This window comes from Vibrio sp. 10N.247.310.23 (assembly GCF_041467155.1).
Taxonomy (GTDB): Bacteria; Pseudomonadota; Gammaproteobacteria; order Enterobacterales; family Vibrionaceae; genus Vibrio; species Vibrio crassostreae_C.
In genome coordinates this window covers 22,525-47,583 of sequence record NZ_JBFSTZ010000034.1, presented here as the reverse complement: position 1 = coordinate 47,583, position 25,059 = coordinate 22,525, and the positions used below count along the sequence as shown (strand labels likewise).

Sequence of the window (25,059 nt, the reverse complement as noted above, 5' to 3'; positions counted from 1 at the left end):
GTATTGCCTTAATCGGAGCACAAGTTTGTACGTTTGCATCACAGCTGCTATTGACAAAACAACAGAGTAACGAGCTAGGGCAAAATGTCTCTTTTTGCTTGTTATTTAGTGTTTGTGCGTCGGTCATTTATTCTATGGGCATTGCATGTTTGTTTGACCGTCCCATTCTTCAAACTCTGATGTTAACGTTGGCACATGCATGGGTTTTGATCTCTGAGAATCTACTGCTGAGAGTTCAAAAAATGAAGTCACTAGCTTTACAGCGAACATCGATTTCGATGTTAGTGTTGTTACTTATTGCTGTCAGTGAAGACTTGAGTGCATTCTATTGGGCTTGGGGAGCATCGTTGCTAGTGTGTATGTTGCTATGTATTGGTTACTCTCTACCAAGAAACGTGATGAATCTACAGCAATTCTCGCTTTCATCCTTGTCACTATTTTTCCGTAAGCACAAACATCATATTGTCAAAGTTGGGAGCGCTGAGATTTTGGCGATGGTGAATAATAATTTACCCGTTATCCTTATTAACGTGTGGTTCAGTCCTGTTGTAGCCGGTTATTACGCCGTAGTTAGCCGATTTTGCTTAGCGCCTATTGTTATCATTGGTAACGCTGTAAGAAACTCTATTTTTTCCACTTGGTCTGTCGACTTTAGACGCAATCAGTTTAATTACGCTGAATTTTCCAAGGTGCGCCGGTTACTCTTTGCTATGGGGACTACGGCGGTGCTTGGAGTTTTCATTTTCTACCCCATAGTGATGCAATTAGGGTTTAGCGCTGAATGGGTCGCTTCAGTGCCAACTTCTCGCTATATGCTACCGTATTTGTTTATGGCGCTAGCGGTGTGCCCATTGACCGTTCTTGAGTTGGTTTATGGCTCTCCCAAGTATTTCCTTCGCATTCAGCTTGAGCAACTTATGGTGGTGGTATTGGCTTTTGGTGCGCTGCCATTTTTTATAAGTGATTATGCATACTCGGTTATTGCCTTCGCCCTACTGTCTTCTATTCGATACCTGTTTATTTATTTTGAAGTGAATAAAACGGCTGTGCGACTTCGTCGAACGATGGAGGTTACTTGAAGATAAATAATGGTCTGTTTTTGCAGGTATACACGTTTGTAACGTTAGTTGCTTGTGGGCTAGTACAGTATCTGACTGGTGTCGGCGCAGTGCTTTGGCTGCCATTTGTTGCTGCCTTTGCGATGGTTTTGTTGCTATTGATGCAAACCAATTATGAAGCGGTTAAGTTAGATAATATAGAAACAGTACTCACATTGTTGTTGGTGGGGGCCTATACGTTGATCTTAGCGTCGACAGTTCTACAAAATGGGCTGACGGTGACCATTGTAGGTTGGAAGAACGAACTTGCATTGTCGCTTATTTTTCTATGCTTACTATTGGGGTTTATCCGAGAGTCGCAGCTTTACCGCGTGGTGCAGATGCTATATTGGATTTTCTATCTACAATTCCCAGTTATCTTGTATCAGATTTTAGTTGTTGTCCCACAACGTGTCGCTTTGAAAGGTGAATTTGAAAAGTGGGACTCTGTGGTAGGGACTTTCGGTGGTGACCCTATGGGCGGGGGAAACACGGCAGCATTAGGGTTATTCTGTTTACTTGTCATGCTCCTTAAATTGTCTGAATTTAGGCATGGTGTAGTTAGTCGGCTTAACATGATACTGCATATTGTTGCCGCGTTTATTTTGTGCGTTCTTGGTGAAGTTAAGTTCGTCATTTTGCTTGCTCCTATACTTTTAATATTTGTTTGGCTGTGCCCTAGTTATGTTTACGGCGTTAGGCAAAAGGATATTAAGAAAGTGCTTCTTATGGTTTGTACCATGGGATTGTTAGTTTTATTGGCAATAGTTGTCCTTGCTGCCTCTTACGCAAGCGCTTTTGATACCGACCCTGACCACAGTGCTTTAAAGGTGTTTTGGGATTCTTTAGAGTATATATATGACTCAAATTACATCTTACCAACGGGAGAATTAGGGCGGATGACCACGCTATTTTTCTGGTTGGATAATAGTCAGCTTTATGGATGGTCTAACGTGTGGTTTGGTTATGGGTTAAATGCAACCAACCACGGTAGTTCGGTAGCTCCAGGTTTCTTGAATCAAATATTTAATGTCCTCCTAGATTCTACGTCACTAAGCATGATGTTGTGGGAATTTGGTGTCGTTGGGTTAGTCCTATTTTTATGTCCAATTTTATTGGCGCTAAAGGTGTCAATGCCCAAGGAAGTGCTAAAACGTGAGCAGTTATCGATGCAAGACATTCAATTGCTCTCTTGGCAACCTGCGTTTATTGCATTTAGTTTTGCAGGTTTATTAAGCTTACCTTACAGCCAAATTTTAATGTTGGTGCCTATGTTGCAGTTCCTTTTCTATTTTTCACTTGGCGGAAGTCTAATCATACGCAAGACTGTTATTCAATCGGGGGCAAGGTTATGAGTTCTTTACCTAGAATCACCGTGATTATAAAAACACTCAATGAACAAGGTGGTATTGCTGCAACGATTAAAAGCGTTCAAAGTCAGCTAAAGAATTATCAATATGATGTCATTGTTGCCGATAGCTTATCTGATGATGATACGCAAAAAATTGCGTTAGAGAATGGCGCTAAAGTCGTGACGTTAATCAACGCTAATGATCGTTGCTGCGGCGTAGGCCATCAACTTGGCTATTTATACAGCACTGGTGACTATCTATTGTTATTGGATGGTGACATGCGTTTACAAGACGGGTTCATTGATGCGGCGATAGCATTTCTGGAAAAAGAGCCGGCTTACGCCGCTGTGGCGGGGGCGGTTGAAATGGATGAAGCGAATAGCTACGAATTTAAATCTCGCCAACAAAGGCATCACAAAATATACCCTACTGGTGATTGTAGTCATTTAGCCGGGGGAGGGCTGTATCGGGCGAGTGCAATCAATGATATAGGTTATCTTACACATCGCACATTGCATGCCTATGAAGAGGCCGAGCTTGGTATGAGACTCGAACATGCTGGTTACAAATTGCATCGTTTGGATACCCCATTTTTCCATCATACTTCTTATGATATGCCGACGTTAACGTTACTGCGCTACCGATGGAATCGTGGTTATTTGTTTGCGTCAGGCGAATTGCTAAAGAGCGCGTTTGGTAAAGCGTACTTTCGAAAAGCTGTGAGTGTGGTGCGTAATGAGTTGATCTTTGCTTGCTATCTTGCTTGGTTAATTTTGGCCTTGCTGGTGGGTAATGTTTCGTTGTTGACCATTAGCCTGTTGCCATTGATGCTTTTCTTTGCTGCGAAGGCGTTTAAAAACCGCTCAATAAAGGACGGTGCGCAGAGCATTATTAATTTGACAGTATTTTCAGCCGGATTGGTAAATGGTTTGTTGTTGCCCATTAAAGACCCAAATCAACCACCGTCACATAAAGTGTTAGAGCGAGATGTGTCATGAAAGTATTGGTGGTGAATAAGTTTTTTTTCTTAAAGGGGGGCGCTGAAACGGTCTTTTTTCAAGAAAGAGAAATGTTGATGGATCGAGGGTTTTCGGTTATCGACTTTTCAATGGCTCACAATGACAACTTGGTATCTGATTACAGTGCTAGTTTCGTCAATAACGTGGATTATCACGCTAATGCTACTTTACTTAGCGCGTTGAAAACGGCAATGCGGTTTGTGCATAACATAGAGGCGTGTGAAAAGCTTTCTGAGTTGATTGCTACCGAGCAACCCGATATCGTTCACTTTCACAACATTTATCACCAGCTGACCCCCTCAATTATCAAGGTTGCTAAACAAGCCGGATGTAAAACGGTACTCACCGCTCATGATACTAAAATAGCCTGTCCTAGTTATACAATGTATCGTGATGGACACACCTGTGAAGCGTGTTTACAAGGAAGTGTTTTTAACGCTTTAAGATATCGCTGCCAACAAGGATCATGGTTTAAAAGTGGCTTACTTGTTGTAGAGGCTCTGTATCAATCGCTCGCTCAGAATTATCAATCACTGGATGTGATAGTTTCACCTAGCCAGTTTTTAGCCAATATCATTCGTCGCAAGCTCCCTAATAATAGAATTGAGGTCATAGTTAATGGCATTAACGAGAACGTTGATCAGCAAGACGTGGCAGATCATCGATATTTTTTATATTTAGGGCGGTTGAGTCAGGAAAAAGGCGTAGCGACAATGGTAGCGGCATACGAGTTGTCTAACCAATCGATACCATTAAAAATAGCCGGTACAGGACCACTTGCAGACTCCCTATCAGGGAAACAGAGTAAGGTCGAGTGGCTAGGTTTTAAAACGGGGCCGGATTTACATTTACTCATTAAACAAGCGAGTGCAGTTATTGTCCCTTCGGAATGCTATGAAAACTGTTCTATGTCAGTGCTTGAGGCTATGTCGTACGGGAAGCCTATTATCGGCGCTAATATTGGAGGTATCCCCGAGCAAGTTCGAGATGGAAAGGAGGGGCGTTTATTTGAAGCGGGTAATGCCCATGATCTTGCCAATGTGATGGATGAGTTTACGATACGGCCAGAGCTTACAAAGTACTATGGTGAACAAGCAAGACAACGCTTAGAGTCTCGCTATTCATTGAGAGCACATCATCAGCAGTTGGTCGATTTGTATCAAAATTTATTGGGTGAACAATCATGAAAGTAACCGTACTAGGGACGCGTGGTATTCCTGATGTATTAGGAGGAGTCGAAACTCACTGTCAGCACCTTTACCCTCTTATCGTTAAGCAAGGGTTTGAGATAGAGGTTATCGCTCGTTCTCCTTATGTCGCTTATAAAGCGAGGAGTTATAAGGGGGTCGAGACCAAAGCACTGTGGGCTCCGAAAAAGACATCGCTAGAAGCTATTGTTCACTCGACTATTGCGGCATTTTCTACCTTAACGGATGGCTCGAATGTGGTGCATGTTCATGCGATCGGCCCTGGGTTAGTCGTGCCACTGTTACGCTTGATTGGAAAGAAAGTGGTATTCACCCATCATGGTCCAGATTATCAGCGTGAGAAATGGGGGAAGCTAGCAAAGATTGTTTTGAAGCTCGGTGAGCGTTTTGCCGTTAAATATGCCAATGAAGTCATTGTCATATCAGAGGTGATTAATGACCTTATTAAGCAATCTTATCAAAGAGATGATGCACATCTTATTTATAATGGAGTTAACCCGGCTAAGTCTCTGCCTGTTGATGTCGTATCATCTATATTGGAGCGCTACCAGTTAAGTGCGCGAGGATATATTGTCGCGGTAGGACGTTTTGTTGAAGAAAAAGGCTTCCATGATCTTCTTCAAGCCTACGCAAAATCCAAGCTTGATATGCCGCTCGTACTGATCGGAGATTCCGATCATGAAAGTGAATACAGTCGCTCATTAAAACAAGCAGCGAAAGACACCCCAGGCGTGATACTGACCGGTTTTCTCAAAGGGGAGGATCTACAAGTTGTATTTTCTCAAGCTAAGCTATTCGTAATGCCTTCTTATCATGAAGGGCTGCCTATTGCACTGCTAGAAGCGATGTCATATTCCTTACCCGTGGTGGTTAGCGATATTGCGCCAAACAGTGAGGTTGGACTTGAATCTGATTGCTATTACCCAGTCAAAAATATAGATGAATTATCACAGGCAATAAATAAAAGGAGTGTGATGCCTCTACAAGACTATCAACACTTTTTAGAACGATATGACTGGCATAAAATCGCTGATCAAACGGTGGATGTTTACAATAACATGTTGGGAAGCAAGCGTGACTAATCGTCTTAATAAAAACAATGATACGGATGAGCCTAATAAGAGCCGGGCAGTGACTCAATTTTACCGAGTTTTACAGCAAGAAACGCAACAAAGCTTGAGTGAAGAACAAAGGCAAGCTATTGAAAAAGCAGTTAATCAAGTTGGCTTAGTCGCAAAACATTCCGTTGATATCCGTAAAAGCTTTCCTTGGTTTGGCAAGCGCTACTATGTCGTGCTGTTGAGTGGGCGTGATCGTCGTACAGCAGAGCGTCAAGGTGAGTCTAAATGGTTAGTCTATGCTACAACGGTATTGCTAACTACCTTTGTCCTTGCGGGGGGGATGCTCGCTCTACTGGCATTGTATTTGTTAAAGTCTGCACTGGGTATCGATCTGTTCGAGAGCTTTTCACTAGGTATATGGGACTGGTTTCAATCACTATAAGGGTTGAACTCGAGTGATAAATGATAGGAAATAAACAAGTGAAAAAAGTCACTAACTGGCAGTGCTCATGGCTATACCTATTATCGTTAGTATTCTTTGTTACCTCATACGCCTATGCTGACGAAGTAGGGGATAAAGTGACGTCAATCACGGCACTCAATACACCTATCTCTAATCCAGGTATGGGGGTTGAAACGTTTCACGACGGGTGGGGTACCGTACTAACTCTTGAGCAATATCCTGTCTCGGGAATGGGATACTACCGGTATTATTGGAGTGAACTTGAGCCAAGCGAAGGTGAATATAACTTTTCTCTCATTGATGACTTGCTTGAACAGAATGCCAAGCAATCAAAGCGAGTAGCTTTGCGTTTTATGACACTTGATGAACCATTCTCAGGAACAAAAATTCCACAATGGCTCATCGATAAAGGTATCGAAGGGCAGTGGGTTGAAAATGGAAAAACTTTCGTAGCCGATCTCGATGACCCAACTTATTTATACTATGTAGAAAAATTACTTAGTGCTTATGGGCAACGTTACGATAATGACTCGCGGCTGGCTCAGATTGACATAGGTATGGTGGGTTCTTGGGGAGAGTGGCATAACAGCAACTTTCCAGAGCTTGAACCACTATTTAGTAGGTATTCAGAACACCAGTTAAATAAGTTCGTTGATCTGCACTTTTCAGCATTCCCAAATACTGCAAAATTAATGCTTATCAACGGGGGGGATTCTTTCGCATACGCAATAGAAAAAGGTGCTGGCTGGCGTGCCGATTGCTGGGGCGATTGGCATAATTTTGGCCCTACTTGGAGTCATATGAATGATGACTACCCGTATCGAATTCAACAAGCAAACTCGCAAACACCAATATTTGATACGGCTTGGCAGCACCAGCCGGTTAGTTTTGAAGTCTGTGGTGACATGCATGGTTGGCTAGCCACACAACATTACACAAGAGCTCAAGTGGCTGCCTCATTAGACTGGGCGATTAATCAGCATGCGAGTAGCCTAAACTTGAAATCGAAGCCAATTCCCGAACAGTACCGCGATTTGTTAGATAATGCGTTGCTAAAAATTGGATATCGCTTTCGAGTCGATACGATTCGTCATTCAGCTTACCTGTCGATGGGGAAAAACCTCTCTCTGGAAGCTCATATTTTTAACGATGGAGTCGCACCAACATACCAACCTTATTATGCGTATTATCGATTAGTAAACAGCAACGGTCAGGTGGTTTCGTTTGCAAAAGATAGTACAAGTAGCGAAGCTTGGCTCCCTGGAGATTATAAATCTATTGCGAACTTCTCATTGCCGACAGATCTAAATGTCGGTCATTATTATATCGAAATAGCAGTGAGTGAAGGTCGTGACAGTAAACCTTTGAATTTGGCAAATATAGGGAAACAGCCTGATGGTTGGTATCGGCTAAGTGAAGTGATCATTGAAGAGTAATGACAATTGTCATTACTCTTCTAATGCATGCTAGATAAGATGGTCTGGTTAGCCCTGATTACTCAATCTAATTCGCAGGCAACACCACTGCTGACGCTTCCTCAGAGTCTTCTTTGCCTTCTACTTGTTCAGTAACCCAATCAATTGTCTTGGTTAAATAAAGCTTATTGGTTTCGGTATCACACCAACGCTTTGACAGACCTCTTCGGTTAAATTCGCTGCCAATAGCGGCCAGTGTTTGATTGCTCGGCCTTCCGTAATACAAGGTGTCGCACAGTTGTAGGTTCGACATCGACTGCGGGTATGAATTAACTGACGAAGAGTTCATGCTTAACGCTTTCGACTGGTTATGAGTGCAACCCGTAAGGCTCAAGAAAAAGATCAATGCTAAGGCTTTCTTCATCATATCTCTGAACAGTTACCAATAATTGGCGGGGATTATGAACATGATTAAGTCGTTGATTTGTCAATTCTTCGCTAACTGCTTAAAGAGCACGATCTTGCTCGCAATTAGAGCACGTTATTGAGCCGTTTAATTCCTAGGTCAAAAAATGTCTTAGCTGCCAAATGCGCAATTTTGTACAAAAGCTGAAAGAGACTATAGGGTAGACTGATAAGTCGCTCGATAATCAACAGGCTTGGGAATTGTTATGGAGAACAATAAACGCTCTAAAGAAAAGGCCGAGTATAAGATAACCGAAGAGCTCGGCGGCCTTGAAATTCTTAATGCTGAATACGAAAAGCAGAACTTCTCGCGCCACAGCCACGAGGGCTATACGCTGGGAGTCATCGAGCAGGGCGCTCAGCGTTTCTATCGAACGGGCGGGCATCATATAGCACCACAAGATGCGATTATTCTGGTCAATGCCGACGAAGTTCATAGCGGTCACTCTGCCACTGAAGGCGGTTGGGCGTATCGAGCCATGTATCCACTCCCAGATCAACTTGCCAAGATCACTCAAGAGCTAAACCTACCCAATTACGGGGCGCCTTACTTCCCAAGAGCGGTTGTTGAAGATCCTGAACTCGCCAATCAATTGAGATTAGTCTTTAACACGATTGATGAATCTGACAATCGCTTGTTAAGAGAGACCTTGATGTACGGGATGTTGGTTAAACTGATTAGCCGACACGGAAAATCGCCGCTTAACCCTCAACTCGACGGAAAAACTCAGCGCCAGCTTGTCTTGGTGAAAGAGTTCTTAGATGATTTTCCACAAGCCGATGTGTCCCTAGAGGAGCTGTCTAAGTTAGCGGCATTGAGTCCGTTTCACTTAGTGCGTTCTTTTCAAAAAGAGTTTGGTCTTCCGCCACATGCGTATCAAATCCAGTCTCGGTTAAGGCTTTCGCGTAAGTTATTGAAACAAGGACATACCATTTCAGATACCGCGCAAGAGTGTGGTTTTCATGATCAAAGCCATTTTCATCGACACTTCAAAAAGGCCAATGGCTACACGCCGGGGCAATACATCAAAATGCTCTAAACTTGCATGGCTAAGGCATGGCCAACTTGTGTTAAGTGCAGTTAAGTGCAGTTAAGTACGGTTAAGTGCGGCAAACAGAGGGGCATGAAATCGAGCAAGTTTGTACAATCGAACCGACTCAACTCCTCTTACATTGAATAGCCAATGTGAAGAGAGAAAAGAACTATATGGATAGTGAAACAATGGATAGACGAACACAGTTATGGAAGGGCGTTTTAGCGGGAATGCCGTTGAGCATTGCGGTAATCCCTTGGGGGGTTCTGGCCGGTTCATATGCGATAGATGCCGGATTGAATCAACTTCAAGCGCAAGCGATGTCGGCTATTTTGTTTGCTGGCTCAGCGCAACTTGTCGCCGCGGGTATGTTTAAAGCGGGTATTGGTCTAGGCACCATGTTGTTGACTACCTTATTCATCACGTCTAGACACTTTCTGTATAGCGTATCGATGCGTGACAAAATCAACCATCTTCCTGCGCGTTGGCGTCTATTACTCGGATTTTGGCTCACCGATGAGTTGTTTGCGATTTGTAGTGGGCAGTCTCAGAAAGAATTTAATCGCTGGTACGCTGCGGGTGTAGGCGGCGGTTTTTACCTAGTTTGGAATATTGCGAGCTTTGTTGGCATTGTCGCGGGAAGCCAGATTCCTTCGCTTAATGAAATTGGGCTCGACTTCGCGGTCGCAGCAACCTTTATCGCCTTGGTGTTCCCATTAATCCGAACTCTACCCGTCGTGGTGTGTGTGGTTGTTTCACTGGTCACTTCGGTTGCCATGTCGGTTAACAATATTGAGGGCGGGCTAATGATTGCAGCGATTGCCGGTATGTTAGCGGGCTTTATCAGCGAATCGTTCCAAGAGCGAAACAACGGCAACAAGACAATTGTGGAGGGGAAATAGAGATGATTTGGTTAACGATATTCCTTATGACAGCGATTGTTTTCTTTAGTCGGTATCTGTTTCTAGAGCCTGCAATCCCGCTTCGATTAAATCAAACCACGCGTCGACTGTTACGCTATTCAAGCCCCGCTGTGCTTACCGCAATTTGGGGGCCGATTGTATTTGCACCAGAGCAGACATTTTGGCCAAGCTTTGAAAACCCATACTTGATAGGCGCGCTGGTCACAGGTCTGTTGATTTGGAAAACAGGCAATGTGCTACTTACTATCGGCGTCAGCATGGCGGTGTTTTTGTTCTATAACCTCGTTGCGGTTGATTACCTTTTTAACTGATACGTAGCTCAATTGATACGTCGTGTCACGCCATTAGTTATCCTCGTTTCAAGTGTATGACTCATTACTTGAAACGAGTGCTTTTAGGCTCTAGTTCTCTTGTGGTTCTTTATTCAAAAGCGCTCTGTTCCTCTCTTCGCCTTCCTCATATCTGTCCAATAAATTCCTCACATTCAAATGCAATTGATTTTATATTATTTTGTACTGTTTAATTCGTTTTACTTATGGATAAAAAGTGAGTAAATTTGCAAATAATTCAATGTGTTGAGATGTTTGGAAAGATATTTCAGCTGTTTTACAAAGCTAAAGGGACCTCAAAATGTATAGATTTTTCGCAATTTTATTTCTACTCGTACCGCTGCAATTATCAGCGGCACAAGATGATAGGCAAGCTCTGATAAAAGAGCTTCTTCAGATTATGGATGTCGATTCCACATTGGACGCGGTATACGTTCAAATGGATAGCATGATGGCTAATATGTCTAAAGACCTAGGGGTTTCAGAGTCAGAACAAGCTATTTTTGATGATTACTATCAGGGCATGAACGACTTAATGAAAGAGGAGGTTAGCTGGCAAAAGCTAGAGCCAGGAATTGTAACGATTTACAGCAATCAATTCACTGAAGAAGAGCTCAGTGCAATGATCGATTTCTACAAAACAGAACATGGAAAAAGCATTCTGAAAAAAATGCCAACCGTGACAACAGAGTCAATGATCATGACTCAGTCGTTAATGCAACAAGTTCTCCCAAAAGTTAAAAAGTTAACGACCAAACTAAAACAAGACCTTGAAGCACATAGAGGTTCTTGATCAGAAGCCGTTAGGTCTGTGATTAGAAATAACGCTCTATACTTGGTCGATAACGTAGATATTCTTGAAACACACGCTGCATTTCATGCAATGATTTATGTGTTTCAAGCGTAATCAGGCATAATTACTACCCCATAGCTGAATCATTTTAGGTGTGGGTATTGTGTATTTAGGTTTTGGTAAGGAGTTAGTTTGGCTAAGAAATATTATGTGGTTTGGAAAGGTCGCACACCGGGTATTTTTACCACTTGGAACGAGTGTAAAGCGCAAGTCGATGGCTTTGCTGGTGCGAGATATAAATCGTTTCCAACACTAGGCGAGGCTGAGTCTGCTTTCGGTGGTAAAACGTCGTCTGCGTCAGGTTCTACAGCGACAAAGCCAAGCTCTGCGGGTAAGGCGACGAAAGTGAAGGTGCCGCCTCTTTCGGAGCAGCAAATCACAGATATGCCTTTTGATATCAAGATCTTTACCGATGGTGCTTGTGAGCCAAATCCTGGTGAAGCGGGGACGGGTTTAGCGGTATACCAAAACAACCAATTAACAGAATTGTGGTATGGCTTGTATCAGCCTGTTGGTACCAACAATACCGCCGAGTTACATGGGCTTAAGCAAGCGTTTATTCTCGCGAAAGAGAAGTTAAACGCGGGTCTGTCTGTTGCGATTTATTGTGACTCTAAGTACTCAATTGATTGTATTACTAAATGGGCAACGGGCTGGGAGAAAAAGGGCTGGACTAAGTCGGGCGGCGAGATCAAAAACCTCGATATTATTAAGCCTGCGTATGCTCTCTACCAAGAACTGGCTTCAAAAATCACCATCTACCATGTGAACGGACACGTTGGTATTGAAGGTAACGAATTGGCCGATAGAATGTCGATTGTGGCTATTTCATCGAAAGAGCAGGAGCTAGCTCAATATCGTGACATCGAAGATCTTGAGTCTATTTTGGCACTTCGAGCCGGCTAGCTAGGCTTCTTAATGAAAAGCTAATAAAAGTTACTGAAAGCATAAGTTGCTATCATTAAGCAGTGCTTAGTTGAGCGCTACATTTCAAATGGATGTAGCGCTCTTTTGATCTTGTGGTGCTCAGTCGTTTTTGTGAGGCATAGCTGTCTGAGTTAATCCTTATTGAGCTGGGTTCTCTATCCAACGAGATAATTGCTGAGCTTGTTTGATCGAATTAAAACTGTCTTTCACTCTCTCACGTGCCTTTAACCCCATCGATGCTTTATCGTTACTGCTTAGCTGCGCGAAACGCTCAATCGCTTCTCTTAATTCTTCCACGTTCTTTTCGCTAACCACAAAACCTGTCTCTGGTGAGACGATCTCTTTGCATCCCATGATGTTGGTGGTAATGACGGGTGTGCCCACGGCCATCGCTTCTTTTAAAACCAGTGGCCCTGTATCCACACACCCAGTTTCGGAAAAACAGAAGGGCGCGATTAGGCTGTCATAGTTCGATAGTTTCTCTTTCACCCACTCGTGAGGTTTAGCGCCAAGAAAGGTCACGTTTCGAGTGAGCCCTTGCTCTTTGACCTGCAATTTTAACTGTTGCTCTAAATCGCCAGTACCGATGATATCGAGATGAATATCGAGAGGTTCGGCAATCGGCGCTAATGCATCAATAAGATGGTGGATACCTTTTTGCTCCACTAATCGGCCAAGGAAAATAAAGCGAAGTTGCTTCGTTTCGGTTTTTGGGTTGAGTTGGAACTGTTTGGTATTAACTCCGCAATGCAGGAGCTTAATGTTTCCTTTCGCCATGGTATTGAAGTCAGCAAGCATGTCTTTACACACTGCAACCACAAAATCACTCGATGAGATTTTATGTTCAATGTCATAAGCGAACTCGTAAACATCATGACCATGAGCAACGAACGAACAGGTGATATTCAGCAGCTTTGCCGCGACGATGGCGTGAGCTGTGGTGTGCTGACAGAAATGCGCATGTACGTGTTCGACGTCGTTTTCCGCGAGTTGCAGCGCTAATTTAAACCCATAAGCGAACAGTGACTTTTTCGGCATGCTGGTTTGCTTAGAAATAAATGAGACAGCCTTGATGAAACCTATCCAGTTAATGCTGGCGACTTTACCCTTCCGAACATTTTTACCTATTTCGACAATGTCGTAGTCGAACTGTTTTTCACTGTTTTCAATTTTGAACGTCATTACACAAACATCGTGCCCACACGCTTTCACAGAGTCGACTTCTGTTTGAATGAAGGTCTCACTGAGTACTGGGTAGGTTGGCGCCACAAATGCTACTTTCTTCATTCCTTACTCCTCAAATCCATATGACTAAAGCTATCAAGCCAAGGTAATAACCAATAAAGCAAGATACGAACCAAGATCGAATCGTAGCTTTGGAGGGCTTTCTGATTGCTTTTCGAAGGTTACCCCTTAAGAGGTAGCTCGTTTTCTCAAATTGATAATCAAATTGGAGTTGCAGTTTTTTTGAACATCTGTGTTTGGTCGTCATTTTGAGAATGGACGCGTAGGTGACTGATATAGAGGTGATTTTGTAGTAAGACACTCTCGGCATAGAACATGCAACGTCAGCCATATAACGTATAAATCTGAGGGCGTCATTATGGCTAAAGTAAGTGTTGTTATTCCTACCTACAATTGTTTGGATTACCTGCCGAAAGCGATTGGTAGTGTACTAAAGCAGACTCATCAAGATGTTGAGCTGATTGTCATTGACGATAACAGTAACGATGGAACGTCGACGTATCTTGCTTCTATAGACGATGAACGCATTATTACGTTGTCCACATTGGGTGTTGGTGCGCCTCAAGCGAGAAACCTAGGGATTGAAAAGGCGACCGGTGAATACATCGCTTTTTTAGACGCAGACGATTTCTGGTTTCCTGAAAAAATTGAGCGCCAACTCGAATTTCATCAACGTTACCCTGATCTCGCGATGAGCTTTACTAACTACGAGCATCTTACTGAAGATTACCAAGTAATAGTCGACTGCTTTAGTTACTGGTCGCAGTTTCAAGATCAAGATGAGCTGTTCATCAATATCGAGAACCCGTTGGAGTTCATCATAGAAAATAACGTGATTGGAACATCAACGGTCATGGTGAAAGCGGATGTGTTTTCTCAAACAGACAGTTTCAATGCTGACATCAAGTATGGGGAAGATTGGGAACTGTGGCTTCGAATGAGTGAAAACCATCAGATCGGTGTGTTGAACTCGGTGCAGGTTGGCTACTTGATGAGAGCGAGCTCTGTTACCCAAACTGAAAGTCTTAAATTGAGAAATTTGCAGTCTATAGAGACTATTCTTCAACATTACCAAAATGACAGTCAACGATGGAATCTACCCACTTCTAGCTTCAAAATCGCAAAGGCGAGAATACTGGAAGGTTATGCTGACTATTATCGAGGTTTACAACAGAATAGACAGGCTATTGCCTACAGTTTCCGTTCTTTGGTCATGTCACCTCAAAAACGCACATTGCGACACCTAATTGGAGACTGTAAAAGTTTCCTAAAGCCAGCTTGGTAAGGAAAAGGTGACGACTATGGGTTCTTTAAAGCAGTCGGCTTACTACGCCATCGGTATATTAATGATGAAAGGGATTTCATTGGTGATGATCCCGTACATTACGCACAATATGACGTTGGCAGAGTATGGTTCCTTAGAAGCCATTGTCTTGCTGGCAGACATTGGGACGATATTGTTCAGCTTCGGTATTGTCGATGCCATGTATCGTTATGTGGGTGTCGCCGAAGGTGATGAAAAGCAAAAGCTCGTCTCGAACTGCTTCACATTGAGCGTGCTGGTGTGCGTGCTTGGGGGCGCCTTGATTGCCCTCAGTATGCCGTTGTTAATCTTAATGTTGCCAGTTGAATTCCAGCCTTACCAGATACTGCTTCTGCTTATTCCTACCATGCTCGATGGGGCGATTTCTATCCCGCTAACGCTGATGCGTATGAACGCGATGGCGAAACGTTTTTGCATGCTCAATGTGTTGAAAGCCGGTGTTCAAGCCATCATGACTTTTGTTTTGCTTGAGGCTGGATACGGTATAGATGGCGTGTTGATTTCAGCTGCGGTATCCAGTGTATTGCTAATGGTTTGTTTAGTGCGTTATCAATGGCAAGAGATGGGATCTTTTGGTTGCTTCAAATACTCGGCGAAGATCTTAAAATTCGGACTGCCCGTTCTGGTTGGCGGTGCATCAATGTATATGATCATGGGGCTCGACCGCTGGGTAATGGCAAGCTTCGTCGGTGTCGAAGAACTCGCGATTTATGCGGTTAGCGGAAAGTTCGCGTTGATTCTTGGTCTGTTGTTGCAGCCTTACGCGCTTTGGTGGTTTCCAAACCGTGTGGCGATGCTTCAACAGCCGGGTGGCAGTAAGATGTGTGCCGATAGGGCGTTAGTCGGAGTGAACCTCGCCATTGTTTTAGGTTCGTTGATGATTCTAACGGTACCCGGATTTATTTCTCTCATTTTACCGAGCAGTTATCATTACGCGGGGGCCATTGTTGTTGCGCTGCTTGCGATTAGCGTTATCAAAAATGCAGGTGATTATCTTAACCTTGGTTGTTTCAGTGGCGATTCGAGTCAATCTCAAATGTGGATTCAAGGTGGATGTGCGGTCTTGGCGGCCATTGGTTATTTCACAGTGACGCCTATTTATGGCGTGTGGGGTGTTGTCGCGGTTCTTTGTGCAACTTATGTTGTGCGGCTCATGCTTCTGTATGTTGTAAGCCAAGCGATGGAACAATTACCTTATGAACACAGCAAGTGGGTAACCGCAGTTAGCATCGCATTAGTAGCGATAGCGAGTGATCAACTTCTGGGATTGGTGTTGGTTGATGTCCATGACTTTATTCTTGGATCGGCTGTTGGTGTAATCGCGCTGGTGGCCTTTGTTAAATACTCAGTGATCGTTGTCCCGCAAGCTCTGCTCGACAAGTTGATGCTGGGTAAGCAGTCTCACGCAAATTAAAATAAAACACTGTTCATAATGTGTGAGATTCGATAGTATTTATAAATTCAATGAATGCCATCAATGGAAAGATACATGAACAAGTGGATTGTGCTCTCAGCTCTATTCTCAACCTTATCGTACGCTTCGTCTGAATTGTCTACCCACGACGTACTCACTCAGCACTTTGACGTTCCTGAAGCTATCTCCTTAGAAAATCAAAACAGGGTATGTAATAGCCTTGTTTGTAGTTCGGTGTCTGCGCCAAAATCTGTTCCTGCTGTTGGCGACTTCCCAGAGCGAGAATCAAACCCAACGATAGATACAATTGCGAGCGCTATCTATTTCGTCGGTGAGATTGGTGTCGCCGAAAATCTAGCGACACCCGAGTACGAACAGTTTTTTGAGAACTGATTGAAAATTTACTGTATAGATTTGGTGCTTATTTTTTATGCAGTTACAAAAGATATGAAATGCTGTTATAAACGATAAGACCTTGTTTAAGGATTTTATAATCACGGCATTTGGCAATTAGGAAGCACCAATGGAAATCTGGAAGTTACTGCTGTTTATCCCCGCTTGTTTTGCGCTCAACATGACTCCGGGCCCAAACAATTTGTTATCAATGAACAACGCCCGTTGTTACGGATTTCAGGCCGCCTTTGTCGCAGGCCTAGGAAGAATCCTCGCTTTTTCTGGCATGATTGCTTTGGCTGCATCTGGCTTAGCGGTTGTGCTTTATACTTCTGAACGCTGTTTTTCCTGATCAAACTATTTGGCGCGATGTATCTGTTGTGGATCGCGTTCAACCTATGGCGCTCACAAGCTAGCCCAGTAGCGGACATTGAACGTAATAAGAATTGGTTTGGTCTAGTTAAACAAGAGTTCACCCTTGCAGCTGGTAACCCTAAAGCGATACTCATCTTTACCGCATTTCTGCCTCAATTCGTTGATGTTTCAGCCAATGTAAACACACAGTTCTTCATTCTAGGTGGCACATTCCTAGTGTTAGAGCTGCTCGCGATATCTATCTACGCTGCCTTTGGTTTATACCTCAGAAACTGGTTCTCCAAGCCGCAAATGGCTAAGCGTTTCAACAAAGCGTGCTCGGTTTTTCTTGCGTTATCTGGCGCAAATTTGTTGGTTATTCGACAGTAAAACATAAGTAACCTAATCTACTCCTCAGGCGTTAGTTAAGTGGCATCTTCGTTAAGGTAGTTCGTAAGCCTTTAGGCTGTTGATATATTATTAATAGCACCTTTGAGTTTGCATGTTTAAACTTGAGGTTCGGTTTAAATGAGGTCTATCTATGAATGTTGTTTGTGCGGAAAAACAAGAACTGGCTGATATCTACCAGCTTGAACATGCTTTGTTTGGCGCTCACGCCTATCCGCTGTTTTTCTTTCGTCAGGCCTTTGATTGCTGGGGAAAAGGTTTATTGGTTGCTAAGCAAGACTCAAAGATTGCTGGCTATGCCTTAACGACAACCACAGACAAGCAGAATGAGTTTTGGGTCCTATCATTGGCTGTAGACCAGAATTATCGTGGCATGGGAGTTGGCCGGAAACTGATGCAACAGGCGGTTGAGCAGTTGCCTCGAGATGCTAGGCTTTTGCTCACTGTAGACCCAAATAACACATCGGCTCGTGCGCTTTATGCATCGATGGGGTTCGTTACCATCAAGCAAGAAGACAACTACTTTGGTGATGATGAGCCGAGGTTAGTGATGAAGCTCATCATCTAGATTGTTGCTAACGGTTTTTAACAAAGGCGCTTAACTAAATCAAAGGCTCACACTTCAAAGACAATCTCGTAGCTCTAGGTTAGCATCACGATACCGTGCATTAACACGACACTAGAGGTCAGCCGAGTCCTCATATCAAAGTAGCCATCAGGACCTTGGCTCTGGTTCTCTTCTCTCATCGTCCTTTCAGCTCGCCAAACCGCAATATAACCAAAGATGAGAATCAGAGTTGTCACTAGCTCTTTTTGTTCGCCAAGCAATACTGCCAGCCAAGCGATGAGCACAATCGCGTTGCTTATTAGCAGTGCTTTGTTACTTGATTGGCTTTCAAAGTTTTCGATGCCATTTGCCCACAAGATCCCTGAAAGAAAACTCAAAATTGCCACGCTGTAGGTGATGAACAGCGTTTCACCGCTTATCCCCATAAATTGGCTGTCGGTGAGCGAAAGGAGAAGACCGAATAAAAACGGAATTAACCCCATGTACCCCAGTTTGGCCATGGTGTTACGGGTTTGAGTTGTTGCCATGTAATCCGCCTTCATAACTGCTGCTCAATCGCGTTTTTGAGCGTGGCACTCACTGGAGATGTGGAGCTAGGGAAGGTGGCGACGACTTTACCTTCTTTACTGATCAAGAATTTGTAAAAGTTCCATTTAGGCGTTACGCCCGCTTGCTGTTGTATCTCTGTAAACACGGGGTTGGCGTTGCTACCAGACAGTGAAGCTCGTGCCATCATTGGGAAGGTCACGCCATAGTCTAGGTAACAAACCTTTGCCGTCTTCTCTTCGCTTCCCTTGTCTTGGCGAAAATCATTACTTGGGAAACCGATAACCGTGAAGCCTTGGTCTTTGTAGGTTTGATGAAGTTGCTCGAGTTGCTCAAACTGCGGAGTGAAGCCACATTGGCTCGCTGTATTTACCACCAATAGAGTTTTGCCTTGAAACTCATCGCACAAGGCGATTTCTTCGGTTGAGTTTAACAAGCGCTGTTTGCCATTAAGTATTTCGGGACAGATCGCTGCAAAGGCGATGGAACTCGTGAGGCTTGTAATCAGTGCGGTTGAGCAAAGTAGTGAACATTTCATAGGGTTGGCTCATTTTAGTTGGCGTAATGGTTATTACTCTTGAGCACGATGAAATGATCACTTTGCGTATTATTTACTGTCTCATTAACTCGCGCTTTTAGTTGTGCTTTTGCTCTCTGAGATAAGATATGGAGCGACCAAGCGACTGATATTCACTTTTGCACCAAGGCGAGCCGCTAATAGATACATGCCACCAATTTTTCGGTGCAGGAACAGCGCATCGGCGGGCGGCGTATGCCAATACTCTTGTTCCATGCTCAAAATGGTGCCTACTTCACGAAGCCTTTGTGCCAATCCACTGGCTTTGAAGTCGTACTCTTCGTCAACTAACATCGGCTCACAGGCCATCTTCACTAGATTTAGAATCGCTTGGCGTTGTTCGGGAAGAATTGTCTCGCTAAAGAATCCTATTTGCTCTAAAGCTCGGTTGAGCACTTGCTCATCGTTGTTAATGACAGAGGAAAAGGCCAAGCGATAACCCTCGCTGAAGCGGTCACTGTACTCACGGGTTGCTCCGAAATCTAATAAGCCAATTTGTCGGGTGTTTTCAACATAAAGGTAGTTGGCGAAATTGGGATCGGTTTGCACCATCTTAAAATCGAACAACTCTCTGAACAGAAGCTCCAGTAAGCTGTGCATTACAAAGTCACGTGTGCTTTGGTCGTAACTTTCGATTTGCTCTATCGAGACGCCTTCGATGAAGTCCATGGCGAGCACCGATTCTGAAGAGACTTGCGGATGAATCTTAGGTACGACGAAGTGAGAGTATTCTTTCAATGCATCATGGTAACGAGTTGCGTAATCAGCTTCGCGAGCATAGTCTGCTTCATCGTGGAGCTGTTTCTTTGCCTCTTCTAACAAGCCTTTGTAGTCGACCGACTTTGGTATCAAGCCAACAATATTGAGCAGCGTGCCCACGTTATCTACATCACTGTCGATACTTTTTCTAATGCCGGGGTATTGGACTTTGACTGCGAGTTTGTCCCCAGCATCACTATAGGCTTGGTGAACTTGTCCGATAGATGCACTGGCGATCGGTTTAAAATTGAAGGACAGGAATTCGGTTTTCCAATGGTTCCCGAGCGAGCTTTCTAACACTTGATTGAGCTGTTTTGTTGGCAGTGGATCGGCATCGGAGCGCAGGCGAGAGAGAATGTCGGCTAACTCTGGTTCTAAGACATCACCCGCATCCATTGATAGCATCTGTCCTAACTTCATAGCCGCACCGCGCAGGTGTGCGAGTTGATCGGTCAGGCGAGCAATGTTTTGTGGCGTTAACAGTAAGTCTTTTGCTTTGGGCCTGTTGCCTTGTGCAATTTGTTTGGTGCCTTCCGTTAGCACGTTACCCGCGACTCTTGTCGCCAACGAAGCGAACTTACTGAATCTAGAAATTCGATGTGTGGGAAGGTTTCTCTCTTTTGCCGACATAAAGGTTCTCACTTAGTTATCAAGACTCACTACAAAGTTCTATAAATCATTACCCAACCGAATGTTTTGTTGTGGTAACGTTGCTCGCGAAACAGTAAACAGAATTTAAAGGACAAAACATGAAGTTTATTTGGTTAAAAGTCGCGGTTACCGTTTTAGTTTTTGCTGCGCTGTTTGGTGTGGTGTATTACAAAGTCGCAAGTGGTATGTCTTAACCAAGTACTATTTTGAGCAGCTGTTACCATCGCAGCGTGACTTTCCAGTTAGCCAGAAAGAGACTTTGTATCGGTTCTTGGCAAACCGAAGATAACACCAGTCGGCCACTGGCTTGAATATCGCCCAACGTAAAGGGGCGTATAGCCAACCTTTTCCTACTAAGCGCCACGCTTGGTAGGTCACGTCTAAACCTAGCAGCAGTTTTCCATTCTCATCCAGTGCATGCAAAATGGTGTTGGCTGCGTCGGCATCAATCTGAGGGTAGTCTGAAAAGGCTTCACTGTAGATATCGATGGTTTGAATCTTATTCTCGACATCATGCTTTGCAAGTGCCGCCATCTCCTTTGCGCACAACGGGCATGTCCCATCGTAAAATATCGTTAATGAAGTCATTGCTTCCCTTACTATTTTTACCAATTCCCAACTATACGCAATCACCGATTAGGTGGATCATTTTACTCACTTATCCGACACTGTAATTGTGACGACTATTTTACAGTACCATCTCGAGGTAAAATCCGTTCCATGCAATTACATATTAAGAGTCGATCCCCAATGACAACGAAATCAATGAGCCGTTTCATTCTAGCCTTCATAGCCCTAATGCTAGGCGGTTGTGTGAGCTACAGCGTGACCGAGCAAGAAATGACGAACTACCTTCAAGATTCGGTGATGTTAGAGCAAGAAGTGGGTGTACAAAACGTTATGTATGCGCAAGTCGCTGTCGATGACTTAGCGGTGCAAATTGGCCGAGCTGATGCCGAGCGCGTGTCTGTTCTGGCGAATACCAATGCACAAGTTCAGGTGTTTAACGTGCCGAATATGAGGTTGGATCTTGATATCGAGTTCAGTGCGATTCCTGAATATGACAAAGAGAGTGGCGAGATTTATTTGAAATCACTGCGTTTAGAGCGCTTTGAAGAAAAAGATAAACAGCTTTCGCCTGAGGTCGCCAAACTACTTAAGCCTGCCGTTTCTATGATTGGCTTTGCTTTGTCCCAGTCGCCAGTTTACAAACTGGACAGCAACAAGGTTCAAGAGTCATTGATCAAGTCATCGGAACCTAATCTAGTGATTAAAGACAACAAGCTGGTTATCGAGTTATTCGATTAACCTTTCACGTTTAGCTTAGACTCAGATTTAAAACACAATGGCTGCCGATTTGGTGGCCATTTTTGTTTGTGTTGAATCAGCAAGATTTCTGTTTTTAGGCTGTCTATCCAGCTTGTTTTCTCTGGCTCATTTATTGAATTAGCCGCGTATCTCACCTTTACTTTACTCTTGTGAGCAAGTCATCGCTTCAGTCATCAAATCATAAGAAAGAAAAGGTGAGCGAACTATGAAGAGTCCAGTAATAGCGGATAACAAACCCGTTAAGGTCGAGCTAACAGAAGGGGAGGAGTATTACTTCTGTACCTGTGGGAAGTCGAAAAACCAACCGTTTTGTGACGGTTCTCATGCTGGTACGGGGTTCAAACCGAAAAGCTTTGTCGCCGAAGAGAGCGGAGACGCCTACCTTTGTCGCTGTAAGTATTCCAACAACCTTCCTTTCTGCGATGGCACTCATAAACAGTTCACAGCGGAACAAGTTGGGCAAGAAGGCCCGGAGGTTCACATTCAAGCGGCTGCGCCAGATTTGTCGCCAGCTACGAGCGCAACCAAAGAAGAACCTACCGTCGAGTTTATTCATCAACTGGCGCGTGATGGTTTATCCAAGGTTGGACATCATGGGCCAATGACTTCAATGGGTGTTCCAAGATATCTATTACCTCACTGGGATGATATTCAAGTGATGGTTGCACAAATGGCGACCAAACCGTTATTGGAACATGTGCCCGTCGGTACTGAGCTTATTATTGGACCAAAAGCGAAAAAGCCACTCAAATTGGACATCTCTTTGTTTGTGTCTGATATGAGTTTTGGCTCGCTATCTGAAGAAGCAAAAGTCTCATTGGCGAAAGGTGCCGAACTCGCAGGGACGGGTATCTGCTCCGGTGAGGGCGGTATGTTACCCGAAGAGCAAGCGGCGAACTCTCGCTACTTTTATGAATTAGCCAGTGCTCAGTTTGGTTACGATGAAGCTAAGCTCAAAAACGTTCAAGCCTTCCACTTTAAAGGCGGGCAGGGTGCCAAAACCGGAACGGGCGGGCACTTACCGGGCGCGAAGAACATAGGCAAGATCGCGGAGGTGCGTGGCATTGAAGCGGGCACGGCAGCGATTTCTCCACCCACCTTTGTCGACCTTAACACGGTCGAGGATTTTAAAAAGTTCGCCGACCGTGTTCGAGAGGTGACAGGCGGTATCCCGATTGGCTTTAAGTTAAGTGCCAATCACATCGAAGAAGACATTCAGTTCGCGCTTGATGCCAGTGCCGATTACATCATCTTAGATGGGCGTGGTGGCGGTACAGGGGCGGCGCCAGAAATGTTCCGTGACCATATCTGTGTTCCCACTATTCCAGCACTCGCTCGCGCTAGAGCGTATCTCGATAAACAAGGGGTCAGTGACAGAGTCACATTGATCATCACGGGCGGCTTGCGCGTGCCGATGGATTTCGTAAAAGCGATGGCGCTTGGTGCTGATGGTGTCGCTATCTCAAACAGTGCCATGCAGTCGATAGGTTGTGTGGCGGCGAGAATGTGTAACACCAATAATTGCCCTGCTGGTATTGCAACTCAAAAAGCCGATTTACGTCAGCGTTTGAATGTCGAGAAAGCATCGAACCAGCTTAAGAACTTCTTTGAAGCCTCGACAGAATTAATGCAAGTGATGGCGAGGGCATGTGGGCATGATCATTTGAATCAATTTAACCCTCATGATTTGGCAACATGGAATCGCGAAATGGCCGAGCTATCCGGTGTCGCTTACTCTGGTGTCTGTCCATTAAATCACTTTAAGTAAATAATACTTCGATAAAGCACACTCAATGTATTTTGGGTGTGCTGACTTTTTCCTGTGTAATGCCAACCTATGTTAAACCTTTCATAATCAACTGCTTTATAAGTGTTTTTAAACTATTTCCTATATTTTGAAAATATCGCTTTACCTCAAGTTAACTTGAGGTTTTATCATCATCCCCAATCTAAAAACACAATCTATCACCTTGTCGCCTAGTGCAGGTTTTGATGTTATCAAACAGACGTTACGAATCTTCAGTTATGAATTTTGAGCTCCGTAATTGAAGTCATGAGTGCAAAAAGGTGAGAAAAATGAACAAGGATCAACAATGAAAGTATTAGCGATTGGCGCGACCAACAGTACAACATCAATTAATCAACAACTTGCAGCGTACACCGCAGGTTTAGTCGAAGGCGCGCAAGTCGAGGTGCTCGACCTTAATGATTTCGAGATGCCAATTTACAGCGAGAAAAGAGAGCAAGATTCAGGTGTTCATCAACACGCTCAACGCTTTTTTAGCAAGATTGGCGAAGCAGATGCTGTGGTCATCTCTTTTGCAGAGTATAACGGCTCATACACCGCAGCCTTTAAGAATGTGTTTGATTGGACATCACGAATCGACATGAAAGTGTACCAAGGCAAACCTGTTGTGATGCTCTCCACATCACCAGGCCCAGGCGGCGCAAACTCTGTGTTGTCGTCTGCGGTAAATTCGGCACCTTACTTTGATGCAGATGTGAAGGGGTCGATGTCGGTGCCAAGTTTCTACGACAACTTTAATGTAGAAACGGGTGAGATCATCAATGCCGAAATGGCCGAGAGCCTGAAATCGATCATGAGTCAGATTTAGAGAGCGAGAACACCACAATAAAACAAAGCAGCCATGTTCACGATTGCTTTTCATTGCGCCCGTTGTCAAAGTTTAAGGACATTAATTGGTTAAGGTAACAATAGGTCGCTACTCTAAAGTTAAAGTAAGCTTTAAATATTTATGATCTCAAGGATAGTGTCGTAATGAGAAACATCGTATACCTCACCATAGGCCAGTTGGCTGAGCGCAGTGGCGTGGCTCCTTCGGCGTTACGTTTTTACGAAACCAAGGGGTTGATTGCTTCGATTCGTACTAACGGAAATCAGCGCCGTTATCAGTCGGCGATGTTGAGACGAATTGCGTTGATCCAAGTCGCGCAGTCGATAGGCTTCACGCTGGAAGAGATCACCGAAGAATTATCGACACTGCCGATGAACCATACCGCGACTAAGCGAGATTGGGAGCGCGTTGCTAAGAAGTGGCAGGGGCAACTCGACAGTAAAATGGCGCAGATTAAATCGCTACAAGAGAACTTAACCGGCTGTATCGGTTGCGGATGCTTGAGTATGCAAAAGTGCAACTTGCTAAATCCTGATGATATCTTGCATGACCAAGGGCAGGGCGCACAACGAATTGTTGAACAGACTAACTGAGTTCCCGAAAGGCATGGAACAGCGAACTAAGTTTCAGGTGTTTGCTCAATGGGTTAAGCAACAGTTGTGACCGAATAGCGTGCCTAGACAAACACGAATTATAGGTCTAGTTTAGA

At 44.1% G+C, this 25,059-nt stretch carries 26 protein-coding genes and 1 pseudogene; 21 read left to right on the top strand and 6 right to left on the bottom strand.

Annotation, left to right across the window (positions count from 1 at the left end; translation table 11 throughout):
* The first annotated feature begins 2 nt into the window (after positions 1–2).
* The 7 genes from AB6D93_RS21050 to AB6D93_RS21020 are packed head-to-tail and all read left to right on the top strand — an operon-like array spanning position 3 to position 7,636.
* Positions 3–1,079 (top strand): oligosaccharide flippase family protein, encoded by a 1,077-nt coding sequence (locus AB6D93_RS21050; protein ID WP_372159191.1) that lies wholly within the window; start codon positions 3–5, stop codon positions 1,077–1,079.
* The gene (locus AB6D93_RS21045; RefSeq protein WP_102333005.1) at positions 1,076–2,452 is read left to right on the top strand and encodes a capsular biosynthesis protein; all 1,377 of its coding nucleotides are present in this window, start codon (positions 1,076–1,078) and stop codon (positions 2,450–2,452) included. The genes AB6D93_RS21050 and AB6D93_RS21045 overlap by 4 nt, the downstream gene beginning before the upstream one ends.
* Positions 2,449–3,447 (top strand): glycosyltransferase family 2 protein, encoded by a 999-nt coding sequence (locus tag AB6D93_RS21040; RefSeq protein ID WP_102333004.1) that lies wholly within the window; start codon positions 2,449–2,451, stop codon positions 3,445–3,447. The genes AB6D93_RS21045 and AB6D93_RS21040 overlap by 4 nt, the downstream gene beginning before the upstream one ends.
* Positions 3,444–4,655 carry a glycosyltransferase family 4 protein gene (locus AB6D93_RS21035; protein WP_102333003.1) on the top strand — a complete coding sequence of 404 codons (1,212 nt, stop codon included), beginning with the start codon at positions 3,444–3,446 and terminating at the stop codon, positions 4,653–4,655. Before AB6D93_RS21040 ends, AB6D93_RS21035 begins: the two co-directional genes overlap by 4 nt.
* Positions 4,652–5,758: a glycosyltransferase family 4 protein gene (locus tag AB6D93_RS21030; protein WP_102333002.1), complete on the top strand. Its 1,107-nt coding sequence runs from the start codon at positions 4,652–4,654 to the stop codon at positions 5,756–5,758. The genes AB6D93_RS21035 and AB6D93_RS21030 overlap by 4 nt, the downstream gene beginning before the upstream one ends.
* Before the next feature lie 49 nt (positions 5,759–5,807).
* The gene (locus AB6D93_RS21025; RefSeq protein WP_170964679.1) at positions 5,808–6,179 is read left to right on the top strand and encodes a hypothetical protein; all 372 of its coding nucleotides are present in this window, start codon (positions 5,808–5,810) and stop codon (positions 6,177–6,179) included.
* A gap of 38 nt (positions 6,180–6,217) precedes the next feature.
* Positions 6,218–7,636, top strand: coding sequence for a DUF4832 domain-containing protein (locus AB6D93_RS21020; protein ID WP_240799481.1), 1,419 nt, complete (start codon positions 6,218–6,220; stop codon positions 7,634–7,636).
* Between the two features lie 67 nt (positions 7,637–7,703).
* On the opposite strand, the gene AB6D93_RS21015 is transcribed toward AB6D93_RS21020, so the two are convergent.
* The gene (locus tag AB6D93_RS21015; protein WP_102333000.1) at positions 7,704–8,039 is read right to left on the bottom strand and encodes a hypothetical protein; all 336 of its coding nucleotides are present in this window, start codon (positions 8,037–8,039) and stop codon (positions 7,704–7,706) included.
* Between the two features lie 247 nt (positions 8,040–8,286).
* Between AB6D93_RS21015 and AB6D93_RS21010 the strand changes: the two genes are divergently transcribed.
* The 5 genes from AB6D93_RS21010 to AB6D93_RS20990 all read left to right on the top strand — a co-directional run bounded on the left by AB6D93_RS21010 (position 8,287) and on the right by AB6D93_RS20990 (position 12,125).
* A complete protein-coding gene (locus AB6D93_RS21010) occupies positions 8,287–9,120 on the top strand; it encodes an AraC family transcriptional regulator (RefSeq protein WP_102332999.1) in 834 nt (277 codons plus the stop codon).
* Between the two features lie 167 nt (positions 9,121–9,287).
* Complete coding sequence (locus AB6D93_RS21005) at positions 9,288–10,016, top strand: AzlC family ABC transporter permease (RefSeq protein WP_102332998.1); 729 nt, start codon at positions 9,288–9,290, stop codon at positions 10,014–10,016.
* Positions 10,017–10,018: 2 nt separating this feature from the next.
* On the top strand, positions 10,019–10,348 hold the full coding sequence (locus tag AB6D93_RS21000; RefSeq protein ID WP_017078861.1) for an AzlD domain-containing protein: 330 nt from the start codon (positions 10,019–10,021) through the stop codon (positions 10,346–10,348).
* Positions 10,349–10,667: 319 nt separating this feature from the next.
* A complete protein-coding gene (locus AB6D93_RS20995) occupies positions 10,668–11,159 on the top strand; it encodes a DUF2059 domain-containing protein (protein ID WP_017087186.1) in 492 nt (163 codons plus the stop codon).
* 192 nt (positions 11,160–11,351) lie between these two features.
* The gene (locus AB6D93_RS20990) at positions 11,352–12,125 is read left to right on the top strand and encodes a viroplasmin family protein (RefSeq protein WP_017087185.1); all 774 of its coding nucleotides are present in this window, start codon (positions 11,352–11,354) and stop codon (positions 12,123–12,125) included.
* A 159-nt stretch (positions 12,126–12,284) separates the two neighbouring features.
* Here the strand turns inward: AB6D93_RS20990 and AB6D93_RS20985 are convergent, their stop codons facing one another.
* Positions 12,285–13,433: a glycosyltransferase family 4 protein gene (locus tag AB6D93_RS20985; RefSeq protein ID WP_017062219.1), complete on the bottom strand. Its 1,149-nt coding sequence runs from the start codon at positions 13,431–13,433 to the stop codon at positions 12,285–12,287.
* Between the two features lie 316 nt (positions 13,434–13,749).
* Between AB6D93_RS20985 and AB6D93_RS20980 the strand changes: the two genes are divergently transcribed.
* The 5 genes and pseudogenes from AB6D93_RS20980 to AB6D93_RS20960 all read left to right on the top strand — a co-directional run bounded on the left by AB6D93_RS20980 (position 13,750) and on the right by AB6D93_RS20960 (position 17,852).
* Complete coding sequence (locus AB6D93_RS20980; protein ID WP_017062218.1) at positions 13,750–14,676, top strand: glycosyltransferase; 927 nt, start codon at positions 13,750–13,752, stop codon at positions 14,674–14,676.
* Positions 14,677–14,692: 16 nt separating this feature from the next.
* Complete coding sequence (locus AB6D93_RS20975; RefSeq protein ID WP_017067059.1) at positions 14,693–16,129, top strand: lipopolysaccharide biosynthesis protein; 1,437 nt, start codon at positions 14,693–14,695, stop codon at positions 16,127–16,129.
* Between the two features lie 75 nt (positions 16,130–16,204).
* Positions 16,205–16,522, top strand: coding sequence for a hypothetical protein (locus AB6D93_RS20970; RefSeq protein ID WP_102332997.1), 318 nt, complete (start codon positions 16,205–16,207; stop codon positions 16,520–16,522).
* A gap of 130 nt (positions 16,523–16,652) precedes the next feature.
* Positions 16,653–17,266, top strand: a pseudogene (locus AB6D93_RS20965) (LysE family translocator).
* 151 nt (positions 17,267–17,417) lie between these two features.
* Positions 17,418–17,852 carry an N-acetyltransferase gene (locus AB6D93_RS20960; RefSeq protein WP_017062214.1) on the top strand — a complete coding sequence of 145 codons (435 nt, stop codon included), beginning with the start codon at positions 17,418–17,420 and terminating at the stop codon, positions 17,850–17,852.
* Between the two features lie 74 nt (positions 17,853–17,926).
* Here AB6D93_RS20960 and AB6D93_RS20955 read toward each other — a convergent pair whose 3' ends face one another.
* The 4 genes from AB6D93_RS20955 to AB6D93_RS20940 all read right to left on the bottom strand — a co-directional run bounded on the left by AB6D93_RS20955 (position 17,927) and on the right by AB6D93_RS20940 (position 20,973).
* Complete coding sequence (locus AB6D93_RS20955) at positions 17,927–18,394, bottom strand: DUF3429 domain-containing protein (protein ID WP_017062213.1); 468 nt, start codon at positions 18,392–18,394, stop codon at positions 17,927–17,929.
* Positions 18,391–18,936: a glutathione peroxidase gene (locus AB6D93_RS20950; protein ID WP_102332996.1), complete on the bottom strand. Its 546-nt coding sequence runs from the start codon at positions 18,934–18,936 to the stop codon at positions 18,391–18,393. The genes AB6D93_RS20955 and AB6D93_RS20950 overlap by 4 nt, the downstream gene beginning before the upstream one ends.
* A gap of 84 nt (positions 18,937–19,020) precedes the next feature.
* Positions 19,021–20,364: an AarF/ABC1/UbiB kinase family protein gene (locus tag AB6D93_RS20945; RefSeq protein ID WP_102332995.1), complete on the bottom strand. Its 1,344-nt coding sequence runs from the start codon at positions 20,362–20,364 to the stop codon at positions 19,021–19,023.
* Positions 20,365–20,586: 222 nt separating this feature from the next.
* Positions 20,587–20,973 carry a thiol-disulfide oxidoreductase DCC family protein gene (locus AB6D93_RS20940; protein ID WP_017095855.1) on the bottom strand — a complete coding sequence of 129 codons (387 nt, stop codon included), beginning with the start codon at positions 20,971–20,973 and terminating at the stop codon, positions 20,587–20,589.
* 162 nt (positions 20,974–21,135) lie between these two features.
* Here AB6D93_RS20940 and AB6D93_RS20935 point away from each other — a divergent pair, with 162 nt between their 5' ends.
* The 4 genes from AB6D93_RS20935 (at position 21,136) to soxR (ending at position 24,943) form a co-directional block, all read left to right on the top strand.
* On the top strand, positions 21,136–21,693 hold the full coding sequence (locus AB6D93_RS20935; protein ID WP_017065833.1) for a DUF1439 domain-containing protein: 558 nt from the start codon (positions 21,136–21,138) through the stop codon (positions 21,691–21,693).
* Between the two features lie 226 nt (positions 21,694–21,919).
* Positions 21,920–23,482 carry a glutamate synthase-related protein gene (locus tag AB6D93_RS20930; protein WP_102332994.1) on the top strand — a complete coding sequence of 521 codons (1,563 nt, stop codon included), beginning with the start codon at positions 21,920–21,922 and terminating at the stop codon, positions 23,480–23,482.
* Between the two features lie 325 nt (positions 23,483–23,807).
* The gene (locus AB6D93_RS20925) at positions 23,808–24,329 is read left to right on the top strand and encodes an NADPH-dependent FMN reductase (RefSeq protein WP_017062187.1); all 522 of its coding nucleotides are present in this window, start codon (positions 23,808–23,810) and stop codon (positions 24,327–24,329) included.
* 164 nt (positions 24,330–24,493) lie between these two features.
* On the top strand, positions 24,494–24,943 hold the full coding sequence (gene soxR, locus AB6D93_RS20920) for a redox-sensitive transcriptional activator SoxR (RefSeq protein WP_017062186.1): 450 nt from the start codon (positions 24,494–24,496) through the stop codon (positions 24,941–24,943).
* The last annotated feature ends 116 nt before the right edge of the window (positions 24,944–25,059 follow it).